Source organism: Mycobacteriales bacterium (assembly GCA_036497565.1).
Taxonomy (GTDB): domain Bacteria; phylum Actinomycetota; class Actinomycetes; order Mycobacteriales; family QHCD01; genus DASXJE01.
In genome coordinates, this window is record DASXJE010000220.1 from 1 (window position 1) to 24,112 (window position 24,112).

General features: G+C 70.8%; 23 protein-coding genes. 19 read left to right on the forward strand and 4 right to left on the reverse strand.

The features are described 5' to 3' along the window. Nucleotides 1–495, reverse strand: a 495-nt coding sequence (locus VGH85_17820) for a glycogen debranching N-terminal domain-containing protein (GenBank protein HEY2175668.1), incomplete at its 3' end; no start/stop codon positions are given. 45 nt (nt 496–540) lie between these two features. On the opposite strand from VGH85_17820, the gene pdxT reads away from it, so the two are divergent. From pdxT to VGH85_17870, 10 genes are all read left to right on the forward strand, one after another. Continuing rightward, complete coding sequence (gene pdxT / locus VGH85_17825) at nt 541–1,251, forward strand: pyridoxal 5'-phosphate synthase glutaminase subunit PdxT (GenBank protein HEY2175669.1); 711 nt, start codon at nt 541–543, stop codon at nt 1,249–1,251. Beyond that, a complete protein-coding gene (locus VGH85_17830) occupies nt 1,248–1,997 on the forward strand; it encodes a YebC/PmpR family DNA-binding transcriptional regulator (protein HEY2175670.1) in 750 nt (249 codons plus the stop codon). The genes pdxT and VGH85_17830 overlap by 4 nt, the downstream gene beginning before the upstream one ends. A gap of 101 nt (nt 1,998–2,098) precedes the next feature. Beyond that, nucleotides 2,099–2,614 (forward strand): crossover junction endodeoxyribonuclease RuvC, encoded by a 516-nt coding sequence (gene ruvC / locus VGH85_17835; protein HEY2175671.1) that lies wholly within the window; start codon nt 2,099–2,101, stop codon nt 2,612–2,614. Beyond that, nucleotides 2,611–3,219, forward strand: a complete 609-nt coding sequence (ruvA, locus tag VGH85_17840) for a Holliday junction branch migration protein RuvA (protein HEY2175672.1) — start codon at nt 2,611–2,613, stop codon at nt 3,217–3,219. The genes ruvC and ruvA overlap by 4 nt, the downstream gene beginning before the upstream one ends. Continuing rightward, nucleotides 3,216–4,283 (forward strand): Holliday junction branch migration DNA helicase RuvB, encoded by a 1,068-nt coding sequence (gene ruvB, locus VGH85_17845; protein ID HEY2175673.1) that lies wholly within the window; start codon nt 3,216–3,218, stop codon nt 4,281–4,283. The genes ruvA and ruvB overlap by 4 nt, the downstream gene beginning before the upstream one ends. Nucleotides 4,284–4,519: 236 nt before the next feature. Continuing rightward, a complete protein-coding gene (gene yajC / locus VGH85_17850; protein ID HEY2175674.1) occupies nt 4,520–4,912 on the forward strand; it encodes a preprotein translocase subunit YajC in 393 nt (130 codons plus the stop codon). A 107-nt stretch (nt 4,913–5,019) separates the two neighbouring features. Beyond that, nucleotides 5,020–6,765 carry a protein translocase subunit SecD gene (secD, locus tag VGH85_17855; GenBank protein HEY2175675.1) on the forward strand — a complete coding sequence of 582 codons (1,746 nt, stop codon included), beginning with the start codon at nt 5,020–5,022 and terminating at the stop codon, nt 6,763–6,765. A gap of 1 nt (nt 6,766) precedes the next feature. Then, nucleotides 6,767–7,957 carry a protein translocase subunit SecF gene (gene secF, locus VGH85_17860; protein HEY2175676.1) on the forward strand — a complete coding sequence of 397 codons (1,191 nt, stop codon included), beginning with the start codon at nt 6,767–6,769 and terminating at the stop codon, nt 7,955–7,957. Then, nucleotides 7,954–8,514 (forward strand): adenine phosphoribosyltransferase, encoded by a 561-nt coding sequence (locus VGH85_17865; protein ID HEY2175677.1) that lies wholly within the window; start codon nt 7,954–7,956, stop codon nt 8,512–8,514. Before secF ends, VGH85_17865 begins: the two co-directional genes overlap by 4 nt. Before the next feature lie 194 nt (nt 8,515–8,708). Continuing rightward, nucleotides 8,709–11,003: a bifunctional (p)ppGpp synthetase/guanosine-3',5'-bis(diphosphate) 3'-pyrophosphohydrolase gene (locus VGH85_17870; GenBank protein ID HEY2175678.1), complete on the forward strand. Its 2,295-nt coding sequence runs from the start codon at nt 8,709–8,711 to the stop codon at nt 11,001–11,003. Between the two features lie 67 nt (nt 11,004–11,070). Here VGH85_17870 and VGH85_17875 read toward each other — a convergent pair whose 3' ends face one another. Beyond that, on the reverse strand, nt 11,071–11,970 hold the full coding sequence (locus VGH85_17875; GenBank protein ID HEY2175679.1) for a peptidylprolyl isomerase: 900 nt from the start codon (nt 11,968–11,970) through the stop codon (nt 11,071–11,073). 138 nt (nt 11,971–12,108) lie between these two features. Between VGH85_17875 and VGH85_17880 the strand changes: the two genes are divergently transcribed. Genes VGH85_17880 through aspS form a run of 3 tightly spaced genes read left to right on the forward strand, consistent with a single transcriptional unit; the run spans nt 12,109 to nt 15,895 of the window. Continuing rightward, on the forward strand, nt 12,109–12,795 hold the full coding sequence (locus VGH85_17880) for an MBL fold metallo-hydrolase (GenBank protein HEY2175680.1): 687 nt from the start codon (nt 12,109–12,111) through the stop codon (nt 12,793–12,795). Continuing rightward, a complete protein-coding gene (gene hisS, locus VGH85_17885) occupies nt 12,792–14,138 on the forward strand; it encodes a histidine--tRNA ligase (GenBank protein HEY2175681.1) in 1,347 nt (448 codons plus the stop codon). Before VGH85_17880 ends, hisS begins: the two co-directional genes overlap by 4 nt. Then, nucleotides 14,135–15,895, forward strand: a complete 1,761-nt coding sequence (gene aspS / locus VGH85_17890) for an aspartate--tRNA ligase (protein HEY2175682.1) — start codon at nt 14,135–14,137, stop codon at nt 15,893–15,895. The genes hisS and aspS overlap by 4 nt, the downstream gene beginning before the upstream one ends. Before the next feature lie 5 nt (nt 15,896–15,900). Here aspS and VGH85_17895 read toward each other — a convergent pair whose 3' ends face one another. Further along, nucleotides 15,901–16,224, reverse strand: a complete 324-nt coding sequence (locus VGH85_17895; GenBank protein HEY2175683.1) for a hypothetical protein — start codon at nt 16,222–16,224, stop codon at nt 15,901–15,903. A gap of 53 nt (nt 16,225–16,277) precedes the next feature. Between VGH85_17895 and VGH85_17900 the strand changes: the two genes are divergently transcribed. From VGH85_17900 to VGH85_17915, 4 genes are all read left to right on the forward strand, one after another. Beyond that, on the forward strand, nt 16,278–17,213 hold the full coding sequence (locus VGH85_17900; GenBank protein HEY2175684.1) for a DUF389 domain-containing protein: 936 nt from the start codon (nt 16,278–16,280) through the stop codon (nt 17,211–17,213). 389 nt (nt 17,214–17,602) lie between these two features. After that, nucleotides 17,603–18,388, forward strand: a complete 786-nt coding sequence (locus VGH85_17905; protein HEY2175685.1) for a L,D-transpeptidase — start codon at nt 17,603–17,605, stop codon at nt 18,386–18,388. A 142-nt stretch (nt 18,389–18,530) separates the two neighbouring features. Then, on the forward strand, nt 18,531–19,028 hold the full coding sequence (locus tag VGH85_17910; protein HEY2175686.1) for an N-acetyltransferase: 498 nt from the start codon (nt 18,531–18,533) through the stop codon (nt 19,026–19,028). Between the two features lie 45 nt (nt 19,029–19,073). After that, nucleotides 19,074–20,165 (forward strand): alanine--glyoxylate aminotransferase family protein, encoded by a 1,092-nt coding sequence (locus tag VGH85_17915; protein HEY2175687.1) that lies wholly within the window; start codon nt 19,074–19,076, stop codon nt 20,163–20,165. Here the strand turns inward: VGH85_17915 and VGH85_17920 are convergent. Further along, nucleotides 20,162–20,932: a glucose 1-dehydrogenase gene (locus VGH85_17920; protein ID HEY2175688.1), complete on the reverse strand. Its 771-nt coding sequence runs from the start codon at nt 20,930–20,932 to the stop codon at nt 20,162–20,164. The genes VGH85_17915 and VGH85_17920 overlap by 4 nt on opposite strands. A 98-nt stretch (nt 20,933–21,030) precedes the next feature. Here VGH85_17920 and VGH85_17925 point away from each other — a divergent pair, with 98 nt between their 5' ends. Together VGH85_17925 and VGH85_17930 are read left to right on the forward strand one after the other, a co-directional pair. Then, the gene (locus tag VGH85_17925; GenBank protein ID HEY2175689.1) at nt 21,031–21,609 is read left to right on the forward strand and encodes an SIS domain-containing protein; all 579 of its coding nucleotides are present in this window, start codon (nt 21,031–21,033) and stop codon (nt 21,607–21,609) included. Further along, on the forward strand, nt 21,606–24,112 hold a 2,507-nt coding region (locus tag VGH85_17930), incomplete at its 3' end, for a glycoside hydrolase family 38 C-terminal domain-containing protein (protein ID HEY2175690.1). The genes VGH85_17925 and VGH85_17930, both read left to right, overlap by 4 nt.

Below are 24,112 nucleotides of genomic sequence, written 5' to 3' on the forward strand. Positions count from 1 at the left end.
CCACAGGGTCCCGCCCTGAACCCGCACGTCAACGTCGTCATCGTCGCCGCTGCGCCGCCTGCGGCCCTCCTTGACCTCGAACAGGTCGGCGAAGTCGCCGTCCACCGCGAGCGAGAGATGCGCGGCGGCGGCCTCCCGGCCGAGGTTGCGCAGCGTGATGTCCTCGCGCATGCCGTTGCCCACGTACCGCTGCCGGATCACCAGCAGCGTGCTGTCGGCCTGGCACGGGCCGGGCGGCCGCCGGCCCAGGAACGTGCACGCGAACGGGTCGGAGTGCTGGACCGCCACCGGCTCGGGCAGCTCGCCGTCCAGCCGGAGCTCGAGCCGGCTGACGAACCGGGTGTCGCGGAAGAACAGGCCCTGCGCGCCGCCGGGCAGGATGTCACCTGAGGCCTCGCTGATGCAGAATGAGGTCTCCTCCAGGAGCGTGACCAGGCCGCTGCCGGGCCGGCCGATCATGGGCGGGCCCCCGCTCGGGGTCCAGGCGTGTGTCATGGCGGTATGTGTGCCCAAGGAACGGCACAGGGAAGACCGCGGTGGGTGATCGCGTTCATGCAGGTGGCTAATCTCGGGTCAAACCCCTGTCCGCGTGGAGTGATGTCCGTGACCGTCCCCGTGCCTGTGCCAGTGGCCGCCGCGCGGCCCGCTGGGCCGTCGCCGGGCCCGGTCGTCGGCGTGCTCGCGCTGCAGGGAGACGTGGCCGAGCACCTCAGGTCCCTGGCCGCGGCGGGCGCGCGCCCCATGACGGTGCGCCGCCCGGCCGAGCTGGACAGCGTCGACGGGCTGGTGATACCGGGCGGCGAGTCCACCACGATGTGGAAGCTCGCGGTGATCTTCGAGCTGATGGAGCCGCTGCGCAAGCGCCTCGCAGGGGGGATGCCCGCCTTCGGCTCCTGCGCCGGGATGATCATGCTGGCCGACCGCCTGGAGGACGGGATCGCGGGCCAGGAGACGCTGGGCGGGATCGACATGACCGTCCGGCGGAACGCGTTCGGCCGCCAGGTCGACTCGTTCGAGAGCGACATCGCGCTGACCGGGGTCGAGGGGCCGGACTTCCGGGCGGTGTTCATCCGGGCGCCGTGGGTCGAGCAGACCGGCCCGGACGTCGAGATCGTCGGGACCGAGTCCGGCACCGGTAGGATCGTCGCGGTCCGCCAGGGTCCGGCGCTTGCCACCGCGTTCCACCCCGAGCTCACGCCGGATTTGCGCATACACAAGCTTTTTGTAGACATGGTGAAGGAAAGATCATGAGCGGCCACTCCAAGTGGGCCACCACTAAGCACAAGAAGGCCGTCGTCGACGCCAGGCGCGGCAAGCTGTTCGCCAAGCTGATCAAAACCGTGGAGGTGGCGGCGAGGACCGGCGGCGGCGATCCGGCCGGCAACCCCACGCTGTACGACGCCATCCAGAAGGCGAAGAAGAGCTCCGTCCCGAACGAGAACATCGACCGGGCGGTCCGCCGCGGCGCCGGGCTCGAGGCCGGCGGCGCCACCTACGAGACCGTCACCTACGAGGGGTACGCCCCCGGCGGGGTCGCGGTCCTGGTGCAGTGCCTGACCGACAACAAGAACCGGGCCGCCGCGGACGTGCGCACCGCGCTCACCCGCAACGGCGGCTCCATGGCCGACCCCGGCTCGGTGTCCTACCTGTTCAACCGCAAGGGCGTGGTGATCGTCCCGACGGTCGGGCTGGGCGAGGACGACGTCCTCGCGGCGGTCCTCGACGCCGGCGCCGAGGAGGTCAACAACCTCGGTGAGTCCTACGAGGTGGTCAGCGAGGCCGGCGACCTGGTCGCCGTCCGCACCGCCCTGCAGGACGCGGGCATCGAATACGAGTCGGCCGAAGCCAGCTTCCTGCCGACCGTGTCGGTGGAACTGGACGAGGACGGTGCCCGCAAAGTCTTCCGGCTGATCGATGCGCTGGAGGACAGCGACGACGTCCAGAACGTCTACGCCAACTTCGACGTCCCCGACGCCATCATGGAGTCGGTCGGCTGAGCCCACCGCGTGGCGGAGCCCCGCTCGTGGTCGCCGGCCCGCTACCGTGTCGAACGGGTGTTCGGAGTTCGGCAGGGGTCGGTAGGCGGAGGGGACGCGGCGTGCGGGTGCTTGGCGTCGACCCGGGGCTCACCCGGTGCGGCTTCGCGGTCGTCGAGGGCACGCCGGGCCGGGCGCTGTCGGCGCTGTGTTACGACGTCATCCGCACCCCGGCCGGTGACGATCTCGGCGCCCGGCTGGTCCGCCTCGCCGACCGGCTCGCGGAGGAGACCGCCCGCTACCGGCCGGACGTCGTCGCCGTCGAACGCGTCTTCAGCCAGCACAACGTCCGCACCGTGATGGGCACCGCACAGGCGTCGGCGATGGCGATCCTCGTCGCGACCCGGGCGGGCGTGCCGGTGGCGCTGCACACCCCCAGCGAGGTCAAGGCGGCGGTCACCGGCTCCGGGCGGGCCGACAAGGCGCAGGTCGCCAAGATGGTCACCCGGCTGCTCCGGCTGCCGGCCCGGCCGGCGCCCGCCGACGTGTCGGACGCCCTCGCGTTGGCGATCTGCCAGATCTGGCGTGGCTCCGCGCAGGCGGCGCTCGCCGCCGCGGCGGCTACGGTGGCGCGATGATCGCCAGCGTGCAGGGGCCGGTCGTGGCGCTCGGCCCCGACGGCGCCGTGGTCGAGGTCGGCGGTATCGGCCTGACCGTGCAGTGCGCGCCGGGCACGCTCGCGCGGCTGCGCATAGGGCAGCGTGCGCGGCTGTCCACCAGCCTGGTGGTCCGCGAGGACTCGCTGACCCTCTACGGATTCGCCGACGACGACGAGCGGTCGCTGTTCGAATTGCTGCAGACCGCGAGCGGTGTCGGCCCGCGGCTGGCCCAGGCGGTGCTCGCGGTGCACTCGCCGCAGGCGGTGCGCCGGGCGGTCGCGACCCGGGACCTGGCCGCGCTGACCGCCGTACCCGGAATCGGCAAGAAGGGCGCCGAGCGGCTGGTCCTCGAACTCCGCGACCGGATCGGCGTCGTGGGGGATTCCGACGCGGCCGGGGTCGAGGCCGGTGCCGTCGCCCCGGTGGCCCCCTGGCGCGACCAGTTGCAGCACGCCCTCGTCGGCCTCGGCTGGACCGCCCGGGAAGCCGATCAGGCGGTCGACGCCGTCGCGCCCGAGGCCGACGACGGTGCCGACGTCCCGACCCTGCTCCGGTCTGCCTTGCGGATGCTGGGCCGGGCATGAACCCGCTCGACCGCCCCGCCGACCCGCCCGAGACGGCGGAGGACGTCGTCTCGCCGCTGGCCGAGGTCGACGAGCGTGAGGTCGAGGCGTCGCTGCGGCCGCGCCGGCTCGAGGAGTTCGTCGGGCAGGCGCGGGTCCGCGAGCAACTCGGGTTGGTGCTGGAGTCCGCCCGCCGCCGCGACCGCCCGCCGGACCACGTGCTGCTCTCCGGTCCGCCGGGTCTGGGCAAGACCAGCCTGGCGATGATCATCGCCGCGGAGTTGGGGGCGGCGATCCGGGTGACCAGCGGCCCGGCGATCGAACGCGCCGGCGACCTCGCGGCGCTGCTGTCCAACCTCGCCGAGGGCGACGTCCTTTTCATCGACGAGATCCACCGGGTGGCCCGGCCGGCCGAGGAGTTGCTCTACGTCGCGATGGAGGACTTCCGGGTCGACGTGGTCATCGGCAAGGGGCCGGGGGCGACCGCGATCCCGCTCGAGGTCGCGCCGTTCACGCTGGTCGGGGCGACCACCCGGTCCGGCCTCTTGACCGGGCCGCTGCGCGACCGGTTCGGCTTCGTCGGCCACATGGACTTCTACGACGCCGGCGAGCTCACCCAGGTGTTGCACCGCAGCGCCGCGCTGCTCGGCATCTCCCTCGATGACGACGGTGCCGTGGAGATCGCCGGCCGGTCGCGGGGCACACCGCGGGTCGCGAACCGACTGCTCCGCCGGGTCCGCGACTACGCCGAGGTGCGCGCCGACGGCGTCATCACGCGGCCGGTCGCCCGCGCCGCACTCGCCGTCTACGACGTCGACGAGATCGGCCTCGACCGGCTCGACCGCGGGGTGCTCGACGCCCTGGTTCGCCGGTTCGGCGGCGGACCGGTCGGGGTGAGCACCCTGGCGGTGGCCGTCGGCGAGGAGGCCCAGACGGTGGAGGAGGTGGCCGAGCCGTTCCTGGTCCGCGCCGGGTTGCTGGCCCGGACCCCCCGCGGCCGGGTCGCGACGCCGGCCGCCTGGTCCCATCTCGGGCTGGCCGCACCCGGCCCGCGGCCCGACACCCCGATGCTCTTCGACGAGTGACCATCTCCGGGTGCCCGCCGACGAGCGACCGTCGGGCGGAACCCCACCCGCTCGTCGCGCGTTGCCCCCGCAGGGTGTGTCCCCATCACCGGATGGGGCTGATGCCTTGCCCGATGGATGGGGCCCGATGGCTGGGCTGGCTTTGCCCGCGGAGGGCGGCGACACCTAGACTCCCGCGGGCCGGTCACCTCTGGTGAGCATGCCGTCTTTGATGGACATAAGGAGCGAACCGCACCGTGAATGCCCTCTTGCCGCTGATCCTGCTGGCCGTCGTATTCCTGTTGCTCGTGGTGGTCCCGGCGCGGCGTCAGATGCGGACCGCGCGGGCCGCCCAGGCCATGCGTGCCGCGCTCACGGTCGACACCGATGTCATGACCACGTCCGGGCTCCACGGCCGCGTGGTGCAACTGGACGAGCGGACCGCCGACCTCGAGATCGCGCCGGGCGTGGTGGTCACGTTCGCCCGGGCCGCGATCGGTGAGGTGTTGAGCGGCACCCCAGATCAGGGCATCGGCGAGGCCACCACCGAGGATGAGGCACCCGACGGCGGCTACGAGGGCGGCGGCTACAACGACGAGGGCAGGGCCTACGGCGACCCGGAGACGAAGCCGGACAACCCGCGGGAATGACGCATGTGACGGGACATTCTCGGCGACCGTGGGGGCTCAGCCATACTGGCCGGGGACGCCGGGCCGTCGGCGCGCGCTAGACAACGGGACGAGGAGACGACCACTCCGTGGCACCACCACCGTCAGCCCACCTGCGGGCCGGACGCTACTTCGCGACGCTCGCGGGGCTCCTCGCCATCCTCTACGCGCTCGTCTTCCTGACCGGATCCAGCACCAAGCCGAAGCTCGGCCTCGACCTCGAGGGCGGCACCACGGTCACCCTGCAGGCCCGCACCACCAACGGCAAGCCGCCCAACCAGGCGGACATGGACGTCGCCCGCAACATCATCGAGGACCGCGTCAACGGTCTCGGCGTCGCCAACTCCGAGGTGGTCGTCGAAGGCACCGACCGGATCATCATCTCGGTGCCCGGCAAGAACGGCGAACAGGCGAAGCAGCTCGGCAGCACGGCCCAGCTCTACTTCCGGCCCGTCATCCAAGGGCCGCTGCAGGCCAGCCCCCCGGCGAAGCCGTCTCCGTCACCGACCACGAGTTCCAGCCCGGGCGCCTCCGGTAAGCCGACCCCCTCGGCCACGGCGACCAAGCCGAAGGCCAAGGCCACGTCGACGAAGTCCACCAAACCGCAGGGCGACGTGATCCCGCCGATCGCCCAGGCGCCGAAGCCGAAGCCCACCCCCACCGTGCCCCCGACGGCCGCACCGACATCGCCGACCGCCCAGCTCCCGCCCGGCATCACCCAGGCCGACCTCGCCAAGCCGTGCGCGCAACTGGCCAAGACCGCCGCCGCCGCTCCGTCGTCGAAGCCGATCGTCGCGTGCAGCGCCGACGGCAAGCAGAAGTACATCCTCGCGCCGTCGATCATCTCCGGCACCCAGGTCTCCAACGCCCAGGCGCAGTTCGGGTCGGGCGGCAACTCCCTCGGCGGCTGGACGATCCTGATCGACCTGAAGAGCAAGGGTCAGGGGATCTGGGCCGACTACACCAGCAAGCACAACAAGACGGCGACCCCCAACGACCCGGCCAACCTCGTCGCCTTCGTCCTCGACGGCAAGGTGCTGTCGGCGCCGGAGATCCAGGGCACGATCAACGGCTCGACCCAGGTGACCGGCCAATTCGACCAGAAGAGCGCGACGACGCTCTCCAACGACCTCAAGTACGGCGCTCTGCCCCTCTCGTTCAGCGTCTCGCAGGCGGAAACGATCTCGCCGACCCTGGGTAGCGACCAGCTCAAGGCCGGGCTGCTGGCCGGCGGCATCGGGCTGATCCTGGTCGTCATCTACTCGCTGATCTACTACCGGGCGCTCGGTCTGGTGACGATCGCGAGCCTGATCGTCTCCGGGCTCCTGGTCTACGCCTGCATCGTGCTGCTGGGCAGACAGATCGGCTTCACCCTGACGCTGGCCGGGATCGCGGGCTTCATCGTGGCGGTCGGAATCACGGCCGACTCCTTCGTCGTCTTCTTCGAACGGCTCAAGGAGGAGGTCCACGAGGGCCGGTCGATGCGCTCCGGCGTACCCCGGGCGTGGGTCCGGGCGCGGCGGACCATCCTGACCGCCGACGCGGTGTCCTTCCTCGCCGCGGCGATCCTCTACTACCTCGCGGCGGGCGACGTAAAGGGCTTCGCCTTCACCCTGGGCCTGTCGACGATCCTCGACCTGGTCGTGGTCTTCCTGTTCACCCATCCGCTGATCTCGGTCGCGTCGCTGTCCAAGACCTTCTCCTCGCCCCGCTTCTCCGGCCTCGGCGCCGTACAGGCCGCGCGGGCCGAGGAGCAGGCCGCCGCCGCCGAGGGCCCGAGCGCCGCCGAGCGGGCCGCGGCCCGGCGACGCGACCGCGTCACGAAGGAGTCCTGACGTGTCGACGATCCGGCGGCTCTACCGCGGCGAGACCAACTTCGGCTTCGTCGAACACCGCAAGCGGTGGTACACGCTCTCGGCCGTCCTGATGGTGATCTGCTTCCTGTCGATCGGGTTGCGCGGCTTCAACTTCGGGATCGACTTCAAGGGCGGCAACTCGCTGCAGTTCCCCACCGGGCACGCGACCATCTCGCAGGTCCAGACAGCCGTGACGAAGTCCGGTGTCCCGACCGAGTCGATCCAGCAGGCCGGCAGCGGTTCGTCGGCGCAGTTCGTCGTCAAGACCTCGATCCTGCCGCAGGCCAGGATCAACACGCTCGAGAACACGATCGCTTCGTCGCTCGGCCCGAAGATCCCGATCAACGGGAAACCGATGGCGGCCAACGACATCAGCGTGAGCCAGGTCAGCGCCTCCTGGGGCCGGGACGTCACCGACAAGGCGCTGGTCGCGCTCATCGTGTTCCTCGTCGCGGTGACGGTGTTCATCTCCGCGTTCTTCGAGTGGCGGTTGTCGGTCGGCGCCATCGTCGGCGTCCTGCATGACCTCGTGCTGTCCGCGGGGATCTACTCGCTGATCGGATTCGAGGTCACTCCGTCGACGGTCGTCGGGCTGCTGACCATCCTGGGTTATTCGCTCTACGACAACATCGTCGTCTACGACAAGGTCCGCGAGAACACCCGAGGCATCCTCGGCAGCACGAAGCAGACCTACTCCGAGGCGGCCAACAAGGCCGTCAACCAGACGCTCGCCCGCTCGATCAACACGTCACTGATCGCCCTGCTGCCGGTCGCCGGGCTGCTCTTCGTCGGAGCCGGCCTGCTCGGTGTCGGGACGATCAAGGACCTGGCCCTGGTCCTCTTCGTGGGCCTGGCCACCGGCGCCTACTCCTCGCTGTTCCTCGCCACGCCGATCGCCTGTGACCTCAAGGAGCGGCAGCCGCAGTTCAAGGCCCTCGCCAAGCGGGTCGCCGCCCGCCGCGCCTCGGCCGCTGCGAAGGCCGAGGTGGCCGCGCGGTCCGGCGGCGAGGCCGGCACGACGACGGCGGTCCTGGCCCCGGCCGCCGGCCCGTCACCCGGGGTGGACGACCCGACCCCCGGGGAGGCGCCACGTCCGGGAGCCCGACCGCAGAGCAAGCGCCGGCCGCAGCAGAAGCGGGGCGGTCGACCGCAGCAGAAGCGCCGCCGATGACCGCCGAGGACGCCGTGCCGGACGCCGACGCCGCGGGTCTCGGCGCCCTCGTCGCCAGCCACATCCGCGACGTACCGGACTTTCCGTCGCAAGGGATCCTCTTCCGGGACATCATGCCGCTGCTGGCCGACGGCCCGGCGTTCGCCACCGCGATCGACGGCATGATCGCCCAGCACGGCCCGGACGGCTTCGACGTCGTGGTGGGGATCGAGGCCCGTGGCTTCCTGCTCGCCGCCGCCATCGCCTACGCCACCGGCGTGGGCGTGATCCCGGTCCGCAAGGCGGGCAAGCTGCCGCCGCACACCGTGTCGACGGCCTACACGCTCGAGTACGGCGAGGCCGTGATCGAGATGCACGCCAACACGCTGCACCCGGCGCAGCGCGTCCTGGTCGTCGACGACGTGCTCGCCACCGGCGGCACCCTCGAAGCCACGCTGCGGCTGCTGGAGCAGGTGGGTGCCGAGGTGACCGGGGTGTCGGTGATCCTGGAGCTGGCGGACCTCGGCGGCCGGGAGCGGATCAGGCCACACGAGGTGCAGGCGCTGCTCACGGTCTGATCGCGCGCCCGGCGCGCCGGGGGCCGTAGACTCAGGGGAAGGAAAAGCGACCGAGGGGAGCAGCCCTGAGTTCTGACGTCGCACCGTCCGCCGCCCAGGCGGAGCCGTCGGCGGTCGAGGCCGAGCCTGCGATCGCGGATGCCGATCACGCCGGCGCCGATGAGGTAGCAGCCGACCGGCCCGCCGACGACGACATCGCCGACAGCCCGGCCGTTGCCGCGCCCGGAGACACCCAGCGCCGGCGCCGGGTGCGGGCCCGCATCGCCCGGCGGATCACGGCCGGGCAGAGCCCGTCCGGGGTGGGCGCCGTCCTCGAGCCGCTGGTGGCGACCCACCGGGCCGCGCACGCCAAGGCCGATCTGAAGCTGCTGCAGCACGCCTACGACGTCGCCGATCACCACCACCGCGGCCAGCTACGTAAGAGCGGCGACCCCTACATCACCCACCCGCTCGCGGTCGCCACCATCCTCGCCGAGCTGGGCATGGACACCACCACGCTGGTCGCCGCCCTGCTGCACGACACGGTCGAGGACACCGGCTACACCCTGGGCGAGCTCGAGTCCGACTTCGGCGACGAGGTCGCCCACCTGGTCGACGGCGTCACCAAGCTGGACAAGGTGCAGTACGGCGACGCGGCGCAGGCCGAGACGATCCGTAAGATGATCGTCGCAATGGCCCGCGACCCGCGGGTGCTGGTCATCAAGCTCTCGGACCGGCTGCACAACATGCGCACCCTGCGGTTCCTCTCGACGGAGAAGCAGGAGCGCACGGCGCGCGAGACGATCGAGGTACTCGCGCCGCTGGCCCACCGGCTGGGCATGAATACCGTCAAATGGGAGCTCGAGGACCTGGCGTTCGCCACCCTCTACCCCAAGCGTTACGACGAGATCGTGCGGCTGGTCGCCGAGCGCGCGCCGTCCCGCGACGTACACCTGACCAACGTGTCGGAGCGGATGACGAGCGACCTGCGCGCCGCCAAGGTCAAGGCGACCGTCACCGGCCGACCGAAGCACTACTACTCGATCTACCAGAAGATGATCGTGCGCGGCCGCGACTTCGCCGACATCTACGACCTCGTCGGCATCCGGATCCTCGTCGACAGCGTCCGCGACTGCTACGCCACCCTCGGTGTCATCCATGCGACCTGGCAGCCGGTTCCCGGCCGGTTCAAGGACTTCATCGCGATGCCGAAGTTCAACATGTACCAGTCGCTGCACACCACGGTGATCGGCCCGGAGGGCAAGCCGGTCGAGTTCCAGATCCGCACCTTCGCGATGCACCGCACCGCCGAGTACGGCATCGCCGCGCACTGGAAGTACAAGGAGGCCAAGGGCGTCGAGGTCGCGGTACCGGCGGGCAACGACGACATGCTGTGGCTGCGGCAGCTGCTGGACTGGCAGCGCGAGACGAAGGAGCCCGGCGAGTTCCTCGACTCACTGCGCTTCGACCTCGCGTCCAACGAGGTCTACGTCTTCACCCCGAAGGGCGACGTGATGTCGCTGCCGGCGGGGTCGACGCCGGTCGACTTCGCCTACGCCGTGCACACCGAGGTCGGCCACCGCTGCATCGGCGCCCGGGTCAACGGCCGGCTGGTCGCGCTGGAGAGCGAGCTCGACAACGGCGACGTCGTCGAGATCTTCACCTCGAAGTCGGAGAACGCCGGCCCGTCCCGCGACTGGCGGACCTTCGTCGCCAGCCCGCGCGCCAAGACCAAGATCCGGCAGTGGTTCGCGAAGGAGCGCCGCGAGGACGCGATCGAGTCCGGCAAGGACGCGATCAGCCGGGCGATGCGCAAGGAGGGCCTGCCGCTGCAGCGGCTCACCGGCGGAGAGGCGCTCACCACGCTCGCCCGCGAGCTGCGCTACCCCGACGTTGCGGCGCTCTACGCCGCGGTCGGGGAAAACCACGTCTCGGCCCAGTCGGTGGTGCACAAGCTGGTCACGTCGCTGGGCGGGCCGGAGGGCGCAACCGAGGACATCGCCGAGACCGCGATGCCCAGCCACACCAGGCGACCGGCCCCGGGCGATCCCGGCATCGTCGTCAAGGACGCGTCCGGCGGTAGCGGCGACGTGTGGGTGAAGCTGGCGAAATGCTGCACACCGGTGCCGGGCGACGACGTACTCGGCTTCGTCACCCGCGGCGGCGGCGTGTCCGTGCACCGGCGCAGCTGCACCAACGCCGCGGCGCTGCACGCCCAGCCGGAGCGGCTGGTCGACGTCGAATGGGCGGCGTCGTCGGGGTCGCTGTTCCTCGTCGCGATCCAGGTCGAGGCGCTCGACCGGCACCGGCTGCTCTCCGACGTCACCCGGATGCTCTCCGACGAGAAGGTCAACATCCTCTCCGCGTCGGTGACCACCACCCGCGACCGGGTGGCGGTGAGCCGGTTCACCTTCGAGCTCGGCGACCCGAAGCACCTCGGGCACCTGCTCCGCACCGTCCGCGGGGTCGAGGGCGTCTACGACGTCTACCGCGTGACGTCCGGCACCTGACCCCGGCCCGCACCGTCCCCATTGGATCGCGCCCCATTGGATCGCGCCCCATTGGAACGCGGGGCGGTCAGCCGGCGGTCGTCGCGGTCGTGATGGTCATCCCGAGGACCGGCTTGCCGTCGCCCGCGCTCTGACCGCCGGCGGCACCGGCCTTCGCGACCTTGGTGACCGCCGCCAGGCCCTTGCTGACCGTCCCGACGACCGAGTAGCTCTTCTGCAGCCCGGTGTTGCTGTTCTTGTAGATGATGAAGAACTGGCTGCCGGTGGAGTTGGGCTGGCCGGTGTTGGCCATCGCCACGACACCGGGGGAGTAGTCGGTCGTCTTGGTGGTCTCCTGCTTGAAGTCGTACGTCGGGCCGCCCTGCTGGCTGTTCGACGGGTCGCCGCACTGCAGCACGTAGATCCCGGTCGTGGTGACCCGCGGGCAGGTCGACCCGTCGTAGAGACCCTTCTTCACCAGGTAGAGGAAGCTCTGCACGGCGCACGGGGCCTTCGCGCGGTCCAGGCTCAACGTCATCGGTCCGTCGCTGGTCGACAGTGACACGGCGACGGTGCCCGAATCGGGCGTCGGGCGGGGATCGGGCGGCAGCCCGACGTCCTTGGTGTACGGCGACTTGAGCGACTGGGTGGTCTCCGCGTAGCCGCACGGCCCGCTCGTCTTGCGGACGGCGCGGGTGGCCTTGGCGAAGGTCCGGGTGGCGAACGGCGACGGCGTCGCGGTCGGCTTGGCGCTCGCCGTGGCGGTGGCCGTCGGCTTGCTGGGTACGGCGACCGCCTTCTTGCTCGACCCGCCGCCGAAGACCCCGGTCGTCAGGAGCAGCACCACCACGACCACCACGACCACGGCAGCGACGGAGCCCCCGATCGCGGCGCGCCGGCGGCGCTTGGCCGCGGCCTCCTGCCGACGCTGGAGCTGGCGGCGCAGATGACGCTCGGCGGCCTCCCGGCGTTGCCTGTTGCTCGGCACGGGCTGGCCTCCTCCGGACGTGGTCGATCGGACGTGTCGATCGCGCGGAGAGTCTACGAGTCGAAGCTGAGAGAAGCCTGTAGGCCAGGGTCGGTAGGCTCGACGGAGTCCCCGCCTCCTCGACCGAAGGGCGTCGCCGTGCTTGTCGCCGGGTTCCCGGCCGGACCACCCGGCACCAACTGCTGGGTGCTCGCCCCCGGACCCGGTGAGCAGTGCGTGATCATCGACCCGGGCATCGACGCCGTCGGGCAGCTCGACGAGCTGCTCACCGAGCACCGGCTGCACCCGGTCGCGGTCGCGCTCACCCACGGACACATCGACCACACGTTCTCGGTCGTCCCGGTCTGCGGCGCCCGCGAGGTTCCGGCCTACGTGCACCCTTCCGACCGCGGCCAGATCGCCGACCCGTGGAGCGGGCTCGGCGCCGCGCCGGGTACGCCGATCTTCGGCCGGTTGAGCTTCGCCGAGCCCGACGACGTCCGCGAACTGGCCGACGGCGCCACCGTGTCGTTGGCCGGAGTCGACCTCACGGTCCGCCACGCGCCCGGGCACTCGCCGGGGTCGGTCGTGTTCGGCCTGTCCACCCCGGACGCACCGGTGGTCCTCGCCGGCGACGTGCTCTTCGCCGGCTCGGTCGGCCGGGTCGACCTGCCGGGCGGCAGCGAGGAGGAGATGTTCGACTCGCTGCGCCGCGTCGTACTGCCCATGGACGACGCGACGGTGGTCCACCCGGGTCACGGCCCGTCGACCACCATCGGCCGGGAACGCGCCACCAACCCCTATCTGCAGATGGCGTCCGGTGCGATCCCGAGGGTCGGGCTGTGACCCGGCCGCAGGCGCTGAGCGGATTCCCGGAGTGGCTTCCGCACGAGCGGATGATCGAGCAGCAGGTGATCGCCACCATCGCGTCGACCTTCGAGCTGCACGGGTTCGCGCCGATCGAGACGCGGGCCGTCGAGCCGACCGAACGGCTGGTGCACCAGGGCGAGACGGACAAGGAGATCTACCTCCTGCACCGGCTGCAGGCCGGTGAGGACGATGACCCGACCCGGGCCGGGCTCGGCCTGCACTTCGACCTGACCGTGCCGTTCGCCCGCTATGTGCTCGAGAACGCCGGGAAGCTCAACTTCCCGCTGCGCCGCTACCAGATCCAGAAGGCGTGGCGTGGGGAACGGCCGCAGGAGGGCCGCTACCGGGAGTTCTGCCAGGCCGACATCGACGTGGTCGGCGTCGACACGCTGCCCGACCACTACGAGGCCGAACTGCCGCTGGTGGTCCTCGATGCGCTGTCCGCGCTGCCGATCCCGCCGATCCGGGTGCACGCCAACAACCGCCGCCTCGCCGAGGGCTTCTACCGCGGGCTCGGCATCGACGACCCGGCTCCAGTGCTGCGCGCCGTCGACAAGCTCGACAAGGCCGGGCCCGCAGCGGTCGAGGGGATGCTCCGCGAGATCGGTCTCTCCGACGCCCAGGCGACGGCGTGCCTGCGGCTCGCCGAGATCGCCACGGAGGACGCGTCCTTCGCCGACCGGGTGCGCGCCCTCGGCGTCAGCGACCCGTTGCTCGACACCGGGATCGAGGAGCTCACCCGGGTGGTCGAGACGGCGCGGGAGCACGCACCCGGCCTGCTGCTCGCCGACCTGCGGATCGCGCGCGGCCTCGACTATTACACCGGCACCGTCTACGAAAGCTTCCTCACCGGGCACGAGAGCGTCGGCTCCATCTGTTCCGGTGGCCGCTACGACACGCTGGCGCAGGTCGGCGACACGACCTATCCCGGGGTCGGCATGTCCATCGGGATAACCCGCATCATGGGCCGGCTGTTCGGCGCTAACGCGCTCACGATCAACCGGAAGGTGCCTACCTGCGTGCTCGTCGCCGTCCCGGAGGAGCCGGCCAGGTCGGCGTGCAACCGGATCGCGGCCGGGCTGCGCCGGCGCGGCATCGCCGCCGAGGTGGCGCCCGAACCGGCGAAGTACGGCAAACAGATCCGCTTCGCCGACCGGCGCGGGATCCCCTACGTCTGGTTCCCGCAAGGGGAATCCGGCGGCGACGAGGTGCGCGACATCCGGTCCGGGGAACAGCAGCCGGCCGATCCGGATACCTGGGCGCCACCCGCGCCCGACCTACGCCCGACGGTATCCGCTTCGAAGGAGACAGCGACATGATCCGCACCCACCCGGCCGGCTCGCTGAACGCCGAGCACGTGGGCGAGACCGTCACCCTGACCGGCTGGGTCGCGCGCCGCCGCGACCACGGCGGGGTCATCTTCGTCGACCTGCGCGACGCGAGCGGGGTCGTGCAGGTCGTCTTCCGCGAGGAGGACGCCCACCACCTGCGCGCCGAGTACTGCGTCGCGGTGGTCGGCACCGTCGGCCGCCGGCCCGAAGGCAACGAGAACCCCAACCTGCCGACCGGACAGATCGAGGTCACCGCGACCGAGCTCGACGTTCTGTCCGAGTCGGCCCCGCTGCCGTTCCCGCTCGACGAGCACGTCGACGTCGGCGAGGAGATCCGGCTGCGCTACCGCTACCTCGACCTGCGCCGGACCGGTCCGGCGGCCGCGATCCGGCTGCGGTCGGACGTCAACCGGATCGCCCGGACCGTGCTCGACGCGCAACAGTTCGTCGAGGTCGAGACGCCGACCATGACCCGGTCGACGCCGGAGGGTGCCCGCGACTTCCTGGTGCCGGCCCGGCTGCGGCCCGGCAGCTGGTACGCCCTGCCGCAGTCGCCGCAGCTGTTCAAGCAGCTGCTGATGGTCGCCGGAATCGAGCGTTACTTCCAGATCGCCCGCTGCTACCGCGACGAGGACTTCCGCGCCGACCGGCAGCCGGAGTTCACCCAGCTCGACATCGAGATGTCCTTCGTCGACGAGGACGACGTCATGGCCGTGGGGGAGTCGATCGTCGCCGCGCTGTGGTCGGAGGTGGCCGACTACGAGATCCCGCTGCCCATCGCGCGGATCACCTACGCCGAGTCGATGGCCCGATACGGCACCGACAAGCCGGACCTGCGCTTCGACCTCGAGCTCACCGACCTGACGAAGTACTTCAGCGAGACGCCCTTCCGGGTGTTCCAGGCGCCGTACGTCGGAGCCGTGATTCAGCCCGGCGGCGCTGCCCAGCCCCGCAAGCAGCTCGACGCGTGGCAGGACTTCGCCAAGCAGCACGGAGCGCCGGGCCTGGCCTACGTCCTCGTCGGCGACGACGGGACGCTGGGCGGCCCGGTCGCCAAGAACCTCGCCGACCACGAACGGGACGGGCTCGCCGAAGCCGTCGGCGCGGAGGCCGGCGACGCGATCTTCTTCGCCGCCGGCGACCCGTCCGACGCGCGCGCCTTGCTCGGCGCGGCCCGGCTGGAGATCGGCCGGCGCGGCGGGCTGATCGACGAGAGCCAATGGTCGTTCGTGTGGGTGAAGGACGCCCCGCTGTTCGAGCTGGCCGAGAAGACCACCGACGTCGCGGTCGGCTCCGGGCGCTGGACGGCGGTGCATCACGCGTTCACGTCGCCGACCGCCGACTGGATCGACCGGTTCGAGGAGGCACCGGGCGAGGCCCTGGCCTACGCCTACGACATCGTCTGCAACGGCAACGAGATCGGCGGCGGTTCCATCCGTATCCACCGCGCCGACGTCCAGCAACGGGTCTTCTCGATCATGGGCATCACCCCGGAGCAGGCGCAGGAAAAGTTCGGCTTCCTGCTCGAGGCGTTCAAGTACGGCCCGCCGCCGCACGGCGGGATCGCGTTCGGCTGGGACCGGGTCGCGATGCTGCTCGCCGGCGGAACGTCGCTGCGCGACGTCATCGCCTTCCCGAAGTCCGGCGGCGGCTACGACCCGTTGACGGGCGCACCGACACCGATCACGCCCGAGCAGCGCAAGGAAGCGGGAATCGACGCCCGCCCGCCGGACAAGTCCAGCTAGGTCAGCTACTCCGCGGCGGGCGCAGGGACCTCGTGCCGGTCGACCTCCATGAGCGTGCCGGTCTCGCTGTCGACGTAGCCGGTGATCTGCAGCTGGGCGGTCCCGTCGGCCGGCTGCGCGCCCATCAGCAGGGTGAGCGCGTGACCCAGCGCCTGCGGCAGGTTGGCGGCCGACACGGTGGCGGTGGCCGCGACGTCGCCGACCCGTCCGCGCAGCACCACCGACCCGCCGCCGATGGCGAAGTCGTCGTTGTAGGCGCCGTCGACGATCGAATAGCTGTCGACCTCGTAGTCGAAGCCGTCGACGGTCAGCGCTCGAGTGGGTTGCACCCCGCCGAGCGTAGCTGACCCGATTTGGGCGGTCGGGCTGAGACACTTCCGCCGTGCTGCACCTGCGCGTCATCACCCCGGCGGACCTGGCCGATCGCGTCCTCGACCTGCTCGATGCCGATGTCGGCGCCACCAATGTCGTCGTGTGGCGCGGCGTGGCCCGCGACCCCGCAGGCGACCTGATCAGCGCAGACGTCGCGAGGGAGGCGGCGAACGACGTGCTGGACGGGCTGTCCGAACTCGGTCTGCGGGAGCGCGGGTCGATCACGCTTGAGGAGATCGACACCACCCTTTCGGCCGCGGTCGACCAGGCGGAGAAGCGGGCGCCAGGTCACGGCCAGGACGCGGTGGTCTGGGAGCAGGTCGAATCGACCATCAACGAGGAATCGGCGCTGTCCGCGGCATTCTTGACCTTCCTCACCATCGCCACCATGATCGCCGGCATCGGCGTCCTGCTGGACGAGCCGATCCTCATCGTCGGGGCGATGGTGGTCGGTCCGGAGTTCGGCCCGCTGGCCGGGATCTGCGTCGCGCTGGTCCAGCGGCAGTGGCACCAGCTCCGGAGGTCGGTACGGGCGCTGGTGGTCGGCTTCCCGGTCGCGATCGCCGTGACGATCCTCGCGACCCTCCTCGGCCGGGCGGTGGGCCTGGTCGACCCGGAGATGCTCGACCGGAACCGGCCGTTCACCGACTTCATCTCGCAGCCGGACTGGTTCTCCTTCATCGTCGCGTTTCTCGCCGCCATCGCAGGGATGATCTCGTTGACCTCCTCGAAGTCCGGTGCGCTGATCGGGGTGCTGATCTCGGTGACCACGGTGCCCGCGGCCGGAAACATCGCGGTCGCTCTGGCGCTGGGCAATCCGGGCCTCGCCGGCGGGTCGGCGAAGCAGTTGTTGATCAACCTGACCGGGATCGTCGCCTCGGGCACCTTGACCCTGCTCGTCCAGCGCTGGGCGTGGCGGCGTACTCCTGCCACCGCCGGACGGTAGAGCCGACGCCGACGCCCCGGCTGCGCGAGAGCGACCATTGAAGACGTGTGGCACTTAAAATCTTGGTCAGTCCATTGCCATTTCGCGGTATTCGGCGGGTTCACTTCTTGGACTGAGCCGTTGGTGTCGTAAATCGCATTATCGTGCGGGACGTACCGGCGGCGACCTAACGTGATCTGGTGAGAATGAGACGGAAATCGTCGGCTGTTGTCGGGACCGTCTTCGCCGGGCTACTGCTCGCGGGGTGCTCCACGGCCGTGGCCCACTCGCAGAGCAGCACCGGCCGTCCTGCACACGCACTCGGTGCGGCGGTGCACCCGACACCCTCACCGCACCCGACCCGCCCGGCGCCGCCCAAGCCACGACGGGGGTCGGGAACGCCGGTACACGTGACCTTCCTCGAGACCGACGGGCAGGCCTACGGGATCGCGATGCCGATCATCGCCTACTTCTCGCAGAAGCCCACCGACGCATCCGTATTCGACAAGGTGGTCAAGGTCACCGTGAACGGGGCACCGGCGCACGGCGCCTGGTACTTCGAACACTCGTCTCAGGCGGCGCAGGCGCTGGAAGCCCACTACCGGCCGCAGCACTACTGGCCCGCCCACGCGGTCATCAAGGTGACGATGCCGATCAAGGGCCTGTGGGCCGGTCGCGGATTGGTGTTCGACAACAACCCGGCGCTCACCATCAAGACAGGTGCCGCCCACATCGTGCAGATCAACGGGAAACCCGGCGTCGACAAGATGTGGGTGTACGACGGCGGCAAGCTCATCCGTACGTTCAGCATCTCACTCGGCGCCCCCTCGACGCCGACCTATCTCGGCACCGCCGTCGACATGGCCAAGTCCAATCCCGAGCTCATGACCAGCTCACCGGGCGAGCCGTTCTACAGCATCGAGGTGCCCTGGTCGGTGCGCGTCAGCTACGACGGCGAATTCCTGCACGACGCCTACTGGAACGGCGAGCTCGGGCAGGCGAACCTCTCCCACGGCTGCACCAACATGGCACCCGCCGACGCCGAGTGGTACTACAACTGGTCCCAGATCGGTGACCCGGTCACCTGGACCCACACCGGCACCTCACAGGTGCTCCCGGTCTGGGACGGCTACGGCGACTGGAACCTCTCCTGGGCCGACTACCAGAAGGGCGGCATGCTCTCTCCGCGAGCATGACCACGACGGTCGGGCAGCTTGACGCTGCTTGTGTACGGATGGGCGTGGCGGCGTAGTCCGGCGACGCCCGGACGGTAGAGCCGACTGCCGACGTCTGGGCGCTGCGGGGGCCATTGCGGCGTGACAGACTGCCGCGGTGCCCATGTTCGTCCGCCCAGAGATTCCCGGTGACCGCGTCGACGTCCGTACCGTGCATACCGCCGCATTCGGGCGATCGGCCGAGGCGGACCTGGTCGACTCCCTGCGGGCCACCGAAGGGTGGCTGCCGTCGCTGTCCCTGGTCGCCGAGCAGGACGGCACGATCGTCGGCCACGTCCTCTTCAGCGACGTCCTGCTCGCCGGCCGCCCGGTGCTGTCGCTGGCGCCGCTCGGCGTCCATCCCGACCATCAGCGCGCCGGGATCGGCAGTGCGCTCGTGCGGACCGGCCTGGCGATCGCCGAGCGGACCGACCGGGGCCTGGTCGTCGTCCTCGGCAATCCCGCCTATTACGGCCGTTTCGGATTTCTGGCCTCCGGCGCGCAGGGCGTGATCGACCCGTTCCAGGGACCGGACGGCCACTTCCAGCTGCGGCGGTTGCCCGGCTACAAGGCGGGATTGATCGGCACGGTGATCTACCCGCCGGTCTTCGCCTCGCTCTGACGGCGGATTCGGGCCGGCCGGCCCGCCGGGTTAGGGTCAGGAACCATGAGCATGGTCGAACGCACGCTGCTGGGCCCAGGCCCGTCCAACCCCTATCCGGAGGCGACGGCGGCGCTCGGCGCGCCCTTGTTCGGGCATCTCGACCCGCTGTTCCTGGGCATCCTGGACGAGACGTGTGACGGCCTGCGCACCGTCTTCGGTACGGCGAACGCGCTCACCCTCCCGCTGTCGGGCACCGGCAGCGCGGGGATGGAGGCCGCGTTCGTCAACACCGTGCATCCCGGTGACGTGGTCGTGGTCGCGGCCAACGGTCAGTTCGGCGAGCGGATGATCGACGTCGCGTCGCGGTGCGGCGCGGAGGTCGTGCCGGTGCGCTTCCCGTGGGGCACCCCGGTGGATGTCGAGGCCGTGCTGGCGGCGCATCCCGCGCCGGCGCTGGTGGCAGTGGTGCACGCCGAGACCTCGACCGGCGTACGCAACGACGTGGCCGCCCTCGCCGCCGCGGTGCACGACCGCGGCGACGCCCTCGTGTTGGCCGACTGCGTGACGTCCCTCGCCGGGATCGACGTCGCCCTCGACGCGTGGGGTGTCGACCTTGCCTATTCCGGCACCCAGAAGTGCCTGGGCGTGGCGCCCGGGCTGGCGCCGTTCTCGATGGGTGAGCGGGCCTGGTCGCGTCGGGTGGTCGACCCGCGGTCGTGGTATCTCGACCTGGGCATGATCGGTGCCTACGTCGCCGGCGACAGCGGCGGGCGCAAGTACCACCACACCGCGCCGGTCGCGATGGTCGCGTCGCTGCACGCGGCGCTCGGCCGGATCCTCGAGGAGGGCCTGACCGCCGTACAGGCCCGGCACAAGGAGTGCGGCGAGGCGCTGCAGGACGGCCTGGTCAAGATGGGCCTGGAGCTCTTCGCGCAGGAAGGGTCCCGGCTGCCGGAGCTCACGACGGTCCGGGTGCCCGACGGGGTCGACGCGGCGCAGGTACGCCGCCGGCTGCTGGACGACTACGACATCGAGATCGGCGCCGGGGTCGGCGACTTCGCCGCCACGGTCTGGCGGATCGGCCTGATGGGCAACAACGCCCGGCTCGACCGCGTCACCCTGCTGCTGGGTGCGCTGCGCGACGTCCTGGGTTAGAACAGCGTGTAGCCGCCGTCGATGACGAGCACCGACCCGGTCATGAACGACGACGCGTCGCTGGCGAGGAACACCACGCTGGGGGCGATCTCCTCGGGGGACGCGTAACGCCGCTGCGGGGCGTCCTCGATCCAGTTCTGCCGGAACTCCGGGCGGTCGACCGGCGCCATCTCGGTCTTCACGTAGCCAGGTGCCACGGCGTTGACGCGGATCCCGAGCGGCGCCCATTCCGCGGCGAGGGACTTCGTGAGCTGGTGCACGGCCGCCTTCGACGCGTTGTAGTCCGCCTGCCATTGCGGCCGATTGACGATGATTGCGGAGATCGAGCCGATGTTGATGATCGATCCGCCGCCGTGTGCCGCCATGTGGCGACCTGCTGCCACGCTGCACTTCCACAGCCCTCGCAGGTTGACGTCGAAGACGTGCGACCACTGCTCGTCGGTGACGTCGAACGAGGATTTGTGGTGGTAGCCGACCCCGGCGTTGTTGACGAGGATGTCGAGGCCGCCCAGCCGGTCGGTCGCCTCGGCGATCATCCGGTCGACGTGGGCGTCGTCGGAGACGTCGGCCGCGATCGGATGGACGGTGTGGCCGGCGTCGGCCAGTTCGGCGGTGACGGCGGCGTTGAGGTCGGCGTCGCGGGAGGCGAAGGCGACCCGGGCCCCGGCCTGTGCCAGACCGGCGGTGAACGCCTTGCCCAGCCCGCGGTTGCCGCCGGTCACGAGCGCCGTACGCCCGGTCAGAGCGAAACTGTCGAGTACGTCCACGAAGGTCTCTCCTCGCCCCGGCGTCCGATCCGGTGCAGATTACCGCCCTGCTAGATTTCGGCGAGCACAAGCAATCGATCCGGGCGCGGGAGAGGCGCATGGTCACCGACCCCGCGACGCAGGTCGCCGAGCACCAGGTGTTGCTGGAGAAGCTCGGCGGGCTCCTCCCGCAACTGCGCGACGTCGCGGACCGGCTGATCGCCGTCTACGACGCGGGCGGGCGGCTGTTCACCTTCGGCAACGGCGGCAGCGCCGCCGACGCGCAGCACCTCGCGGCCGAACTGGTCGGGCGTTACCTGCGCGACCGGCGCCCACTTCCGGCGCTGGCCCTGACCGTCGACGCGTCGGTGCTGACCTGCATCGGCAACGATTACGGCTTCGACGACGTCTTCGACCGTCAGGTGCGGGCCTTCGCCGGCCCGGGGGACATGGTCATCGGCTTCACCACCAGCGGCCGGTCGGCGAACGTCGTACGCGGTCTCACCGCTGCCCGCGAACAGGGTGCGGCGACGGTGCTCTTCGGCGGCGGTGACGGCGGGCCGGCCGCCGATCACGCCGACGTCGCGCTCATCGTGCCGTCGTCGAGCACGGCACGGGTCCAGGAGATGCATCTACTGCTGTTGCACCTGCTCAGCGAGCAGGTCGACGGCTGGGCGGCGGGGGAGGACGGCACATGACGACGTCGAACAGGCCGGACCGGACGTTGCACATGATCGGCAACGCGCACATCGACCCGGTGTGGCTCTGGCAGTGGCCGGAGGGCTACCAGGAGGTGCGGGCGACGTTCCAGTCGGCGATCGACCGCATGGAGGAGTACCCGGACTTCGTCTTCACCTGCGACTCCGTCCTCTACCTCGAATGGGTCGAGGAGACCGACAAGGCGCTGTTCGAGTCGATCCGCAAGCGGATCGCCGACGGGCGCTGGCAGATGGTCGGCGGCTGGTGGATCGAGCCGGACTGCAACATCCCGGGCGGCGAATCGTTCGTCCGGCAGGCGCTTTACGCTCAGCGTTACCTCGCCGACCGGTTCGGCGTCACAGCCACGGTCGGCTGCAACGTCGACCCGTTCGGCCATGCCGCGTCGCTGCCGCAGATCCTGCGCAAGAGCGGCATGGACTCCTACATGTTCCTTCGTCCGGGCCCGCACGAGATGGCGCTGCCCGGGCAGTACTTCTGGTGGGAGTCGCCGGACGGTTCGCGAGTACTCGCCTACCGGATCCCCAACGAGTACTGCAGTCCTGGCCAGGACATCGGTTACCACATCGACAAGTCACTCGCGCTGCTGCCACGGGACGCCACCGACCTGATGGTCTTCTACGGCGTCGGCAACCACGGCGGCGGTCCGACCCGGGCCAACCTCGACAGCATCCAGCGGCTCGACTCGGTCAACGGGCTGCCGCACCTCGCGCTCAGCTCACCGCGGCGCTTCTTCGACGCCCTCACCGACTCCGGTGCGCAGATCCCGGTGCACGGCGGCGAACTGCAGCATCACGCGGTCGGCTGCTATTCGGCGCATTCCGGCGTGAAGCAGTGGAACAGGCGGGCGGAGAACCTGCTGCAGCGGGCGGAGAAGTGGGCCGTGGTGGCCGACGTCGTCGCGGGCCTGCCCTACCCGCGGGCGGAGTTGACCGAGGCGTGGAAGCTGGTGCTGTTCAACCAGTTCCACGACACCCTCGGGGGTACGGCGATCGCCCCGGCGTACGAAGACAGCCGGGACCAGTTCGGGCATGCCAGTTCGATCGCGGCCCTGGTGTTCAACCGTGCGGTGCAGTCGATCAGCCGTCGCATCGACATCGCGGCCGAGCCGGCGATGACACCGGTCGTCGTCGTCAACCCGCACCCGTGGCGGCTGCAGACCGACGCCGAGTTCGAGTTCGCCGGTTTCGCGGCGGAGGCGCGGATGGTCGACGACGACGGCGTCGACGTATCGCTGCAGCGCACCCGATCCCACGCCACCATGGCCGGGGGTCGCCGCCGGCTCGTCTTTCCCGCCGACGTCCCGCCGCTGGGCTACCGGGTCTACCGCATCTATCCGGCGGAGGCAGCTGCCGCGTCGGCCGCAGCCGCCGCGCCGGGACGCCGGCCGCCGGCGCGACTCGAGAACGACCACCTCCTGGTCGAGGTCGACCAGCGGACCGGGTGGCTGTCCCGCCTGCAGGACAAGGGGACCGGCGCCGACCTGCTCCCCGCCGAACCGGGACCGCACGCGGTCGTCATCGACGACCCGTCCGACACCTGGTCGCACCGGGTCAAGGCTTTCGACGACGTGATCGGGTCGTTCCGTTGCACATCGGTGCGGCTGATCGAGGACGGACCGGTCCGCTCGGTGCTGCGCGTCGAGAGCAACTTCGGTGCGTCGACCCTGACAGAGGAAATCTCCCTCGGCGCCGGGTCCAGGCACGTCGACGTTCGGGTCACCGTCGACTGGCACGAACGGCTGCGCGTGCTCAAGCTGCGGTTCCCGACCGCGATCGCCGCCGAGTCGGCGACGTACGAAGTGCCCTACGGCCAGGTGGAGCGGCCGACCGACGGCGCGGAGGAACCGACCCAGGCGTGGGTCGACGTCAGCGGCCCGCTCCCCGACGGGTCGCGCGCCGGGCTGTCGGTGCTCAACGACGGCAAGTACGGGCACAGCGTGCTCGGCGGCGAGATCGGCATGACCGCGCTGCGCAGCCCGGCCTATGCGTGGCACGAGCCGGCCACCCTCGACCCGGAGGGGACCTACGACTACCTCGACCAGGGCCGGCAGGATTTCCGCTACCGACTGGTGCCGCACGGCGGCGACTGGCGTGAGGCCGGTACGCCCCGGCTCGCCGCCGAGCTCAACCAGCCCGCGTTCACCCTCCTCGAGTCCTACCACTCCGGTGACCTTCCGCAGCGCGCGTCGTACGCCGCCGACGGCGACGGCCCCGTCGTCGTCACGGTCATCAAGGGCGGCGAGGACGACGACGGCGACGTGATCGTGCGGGCCTATGAGAGCTCAGGGCGGCCGGCGCACGCGCGCATCGACCTGCCGCTGCTCGGGCGGACCGTCGAGGCCGATTTCGGCCCCGCCGAGATCAAGACGTTCCGGCTGCCCCGCGACCCCGCGGTGCCGGCCCACGAGACCGACCTGCTGGAGTGGCCCGCCGCGCCGGAGGCCGAGCGGACGTCGGAGGCCGAGCGGGAGCCGGCGCCGGA

Coding starts and splice junctions, on each gene's coding strand:
- VGH85_17830 (HEY2175670.1), top strand. CDS start 1,248: ATGAGCGGCCACTCCAAGTGGGCCACCACTAAGCACAAGAAGGCCGTC.
- ruvA (HEY2175672.1), top strand. CDS start 2,611: ATGATCGCCAGCGTGCAGGGGCCGGTCGTGGCGCTCGGCCCCGACGGC.
- ruvB (HEY2175673.1), top strand. CDS start 3,216: ATGAACCCGCTCGACCGCCCCGCCGACCCGCCCGAGACGGCGGAGGAC.
- VGH85_17865 (HEY2175677.1), top strand. CDS start 7,954: ATGACCGCCGAGGACGCCGTGCCGGACGCCGACGCCGCGGGTCTCGGC.
- aspS (HEY2175682.1), top strand. CDS start 14,135: ATGATCCGCACCCACCCGGCCGGCTCGCTGAACGCCGAGCACGTGGGC.
- VGH85_17910 (HEY2175686.1), top strand. CDS start 18,531: ATGTTCGTCCGCCCAGAGATTCCCGGTGACCGCGTCGACGTCCGTACC.
- VGH85_17915 (HEY2175687.1), top strand. CDS start 19,074: ATGAGCATGGTCGAACGCACGCTGCTGGGCCCAGGCCCGTCCAACCCC.
- VGH85_17925 (HEY2175689.1), top strand. CDS start 21,031: ATGGTCACCGACCCCGCGACGCAGGTCGCCGAGCACCAGGTGTTGCTG.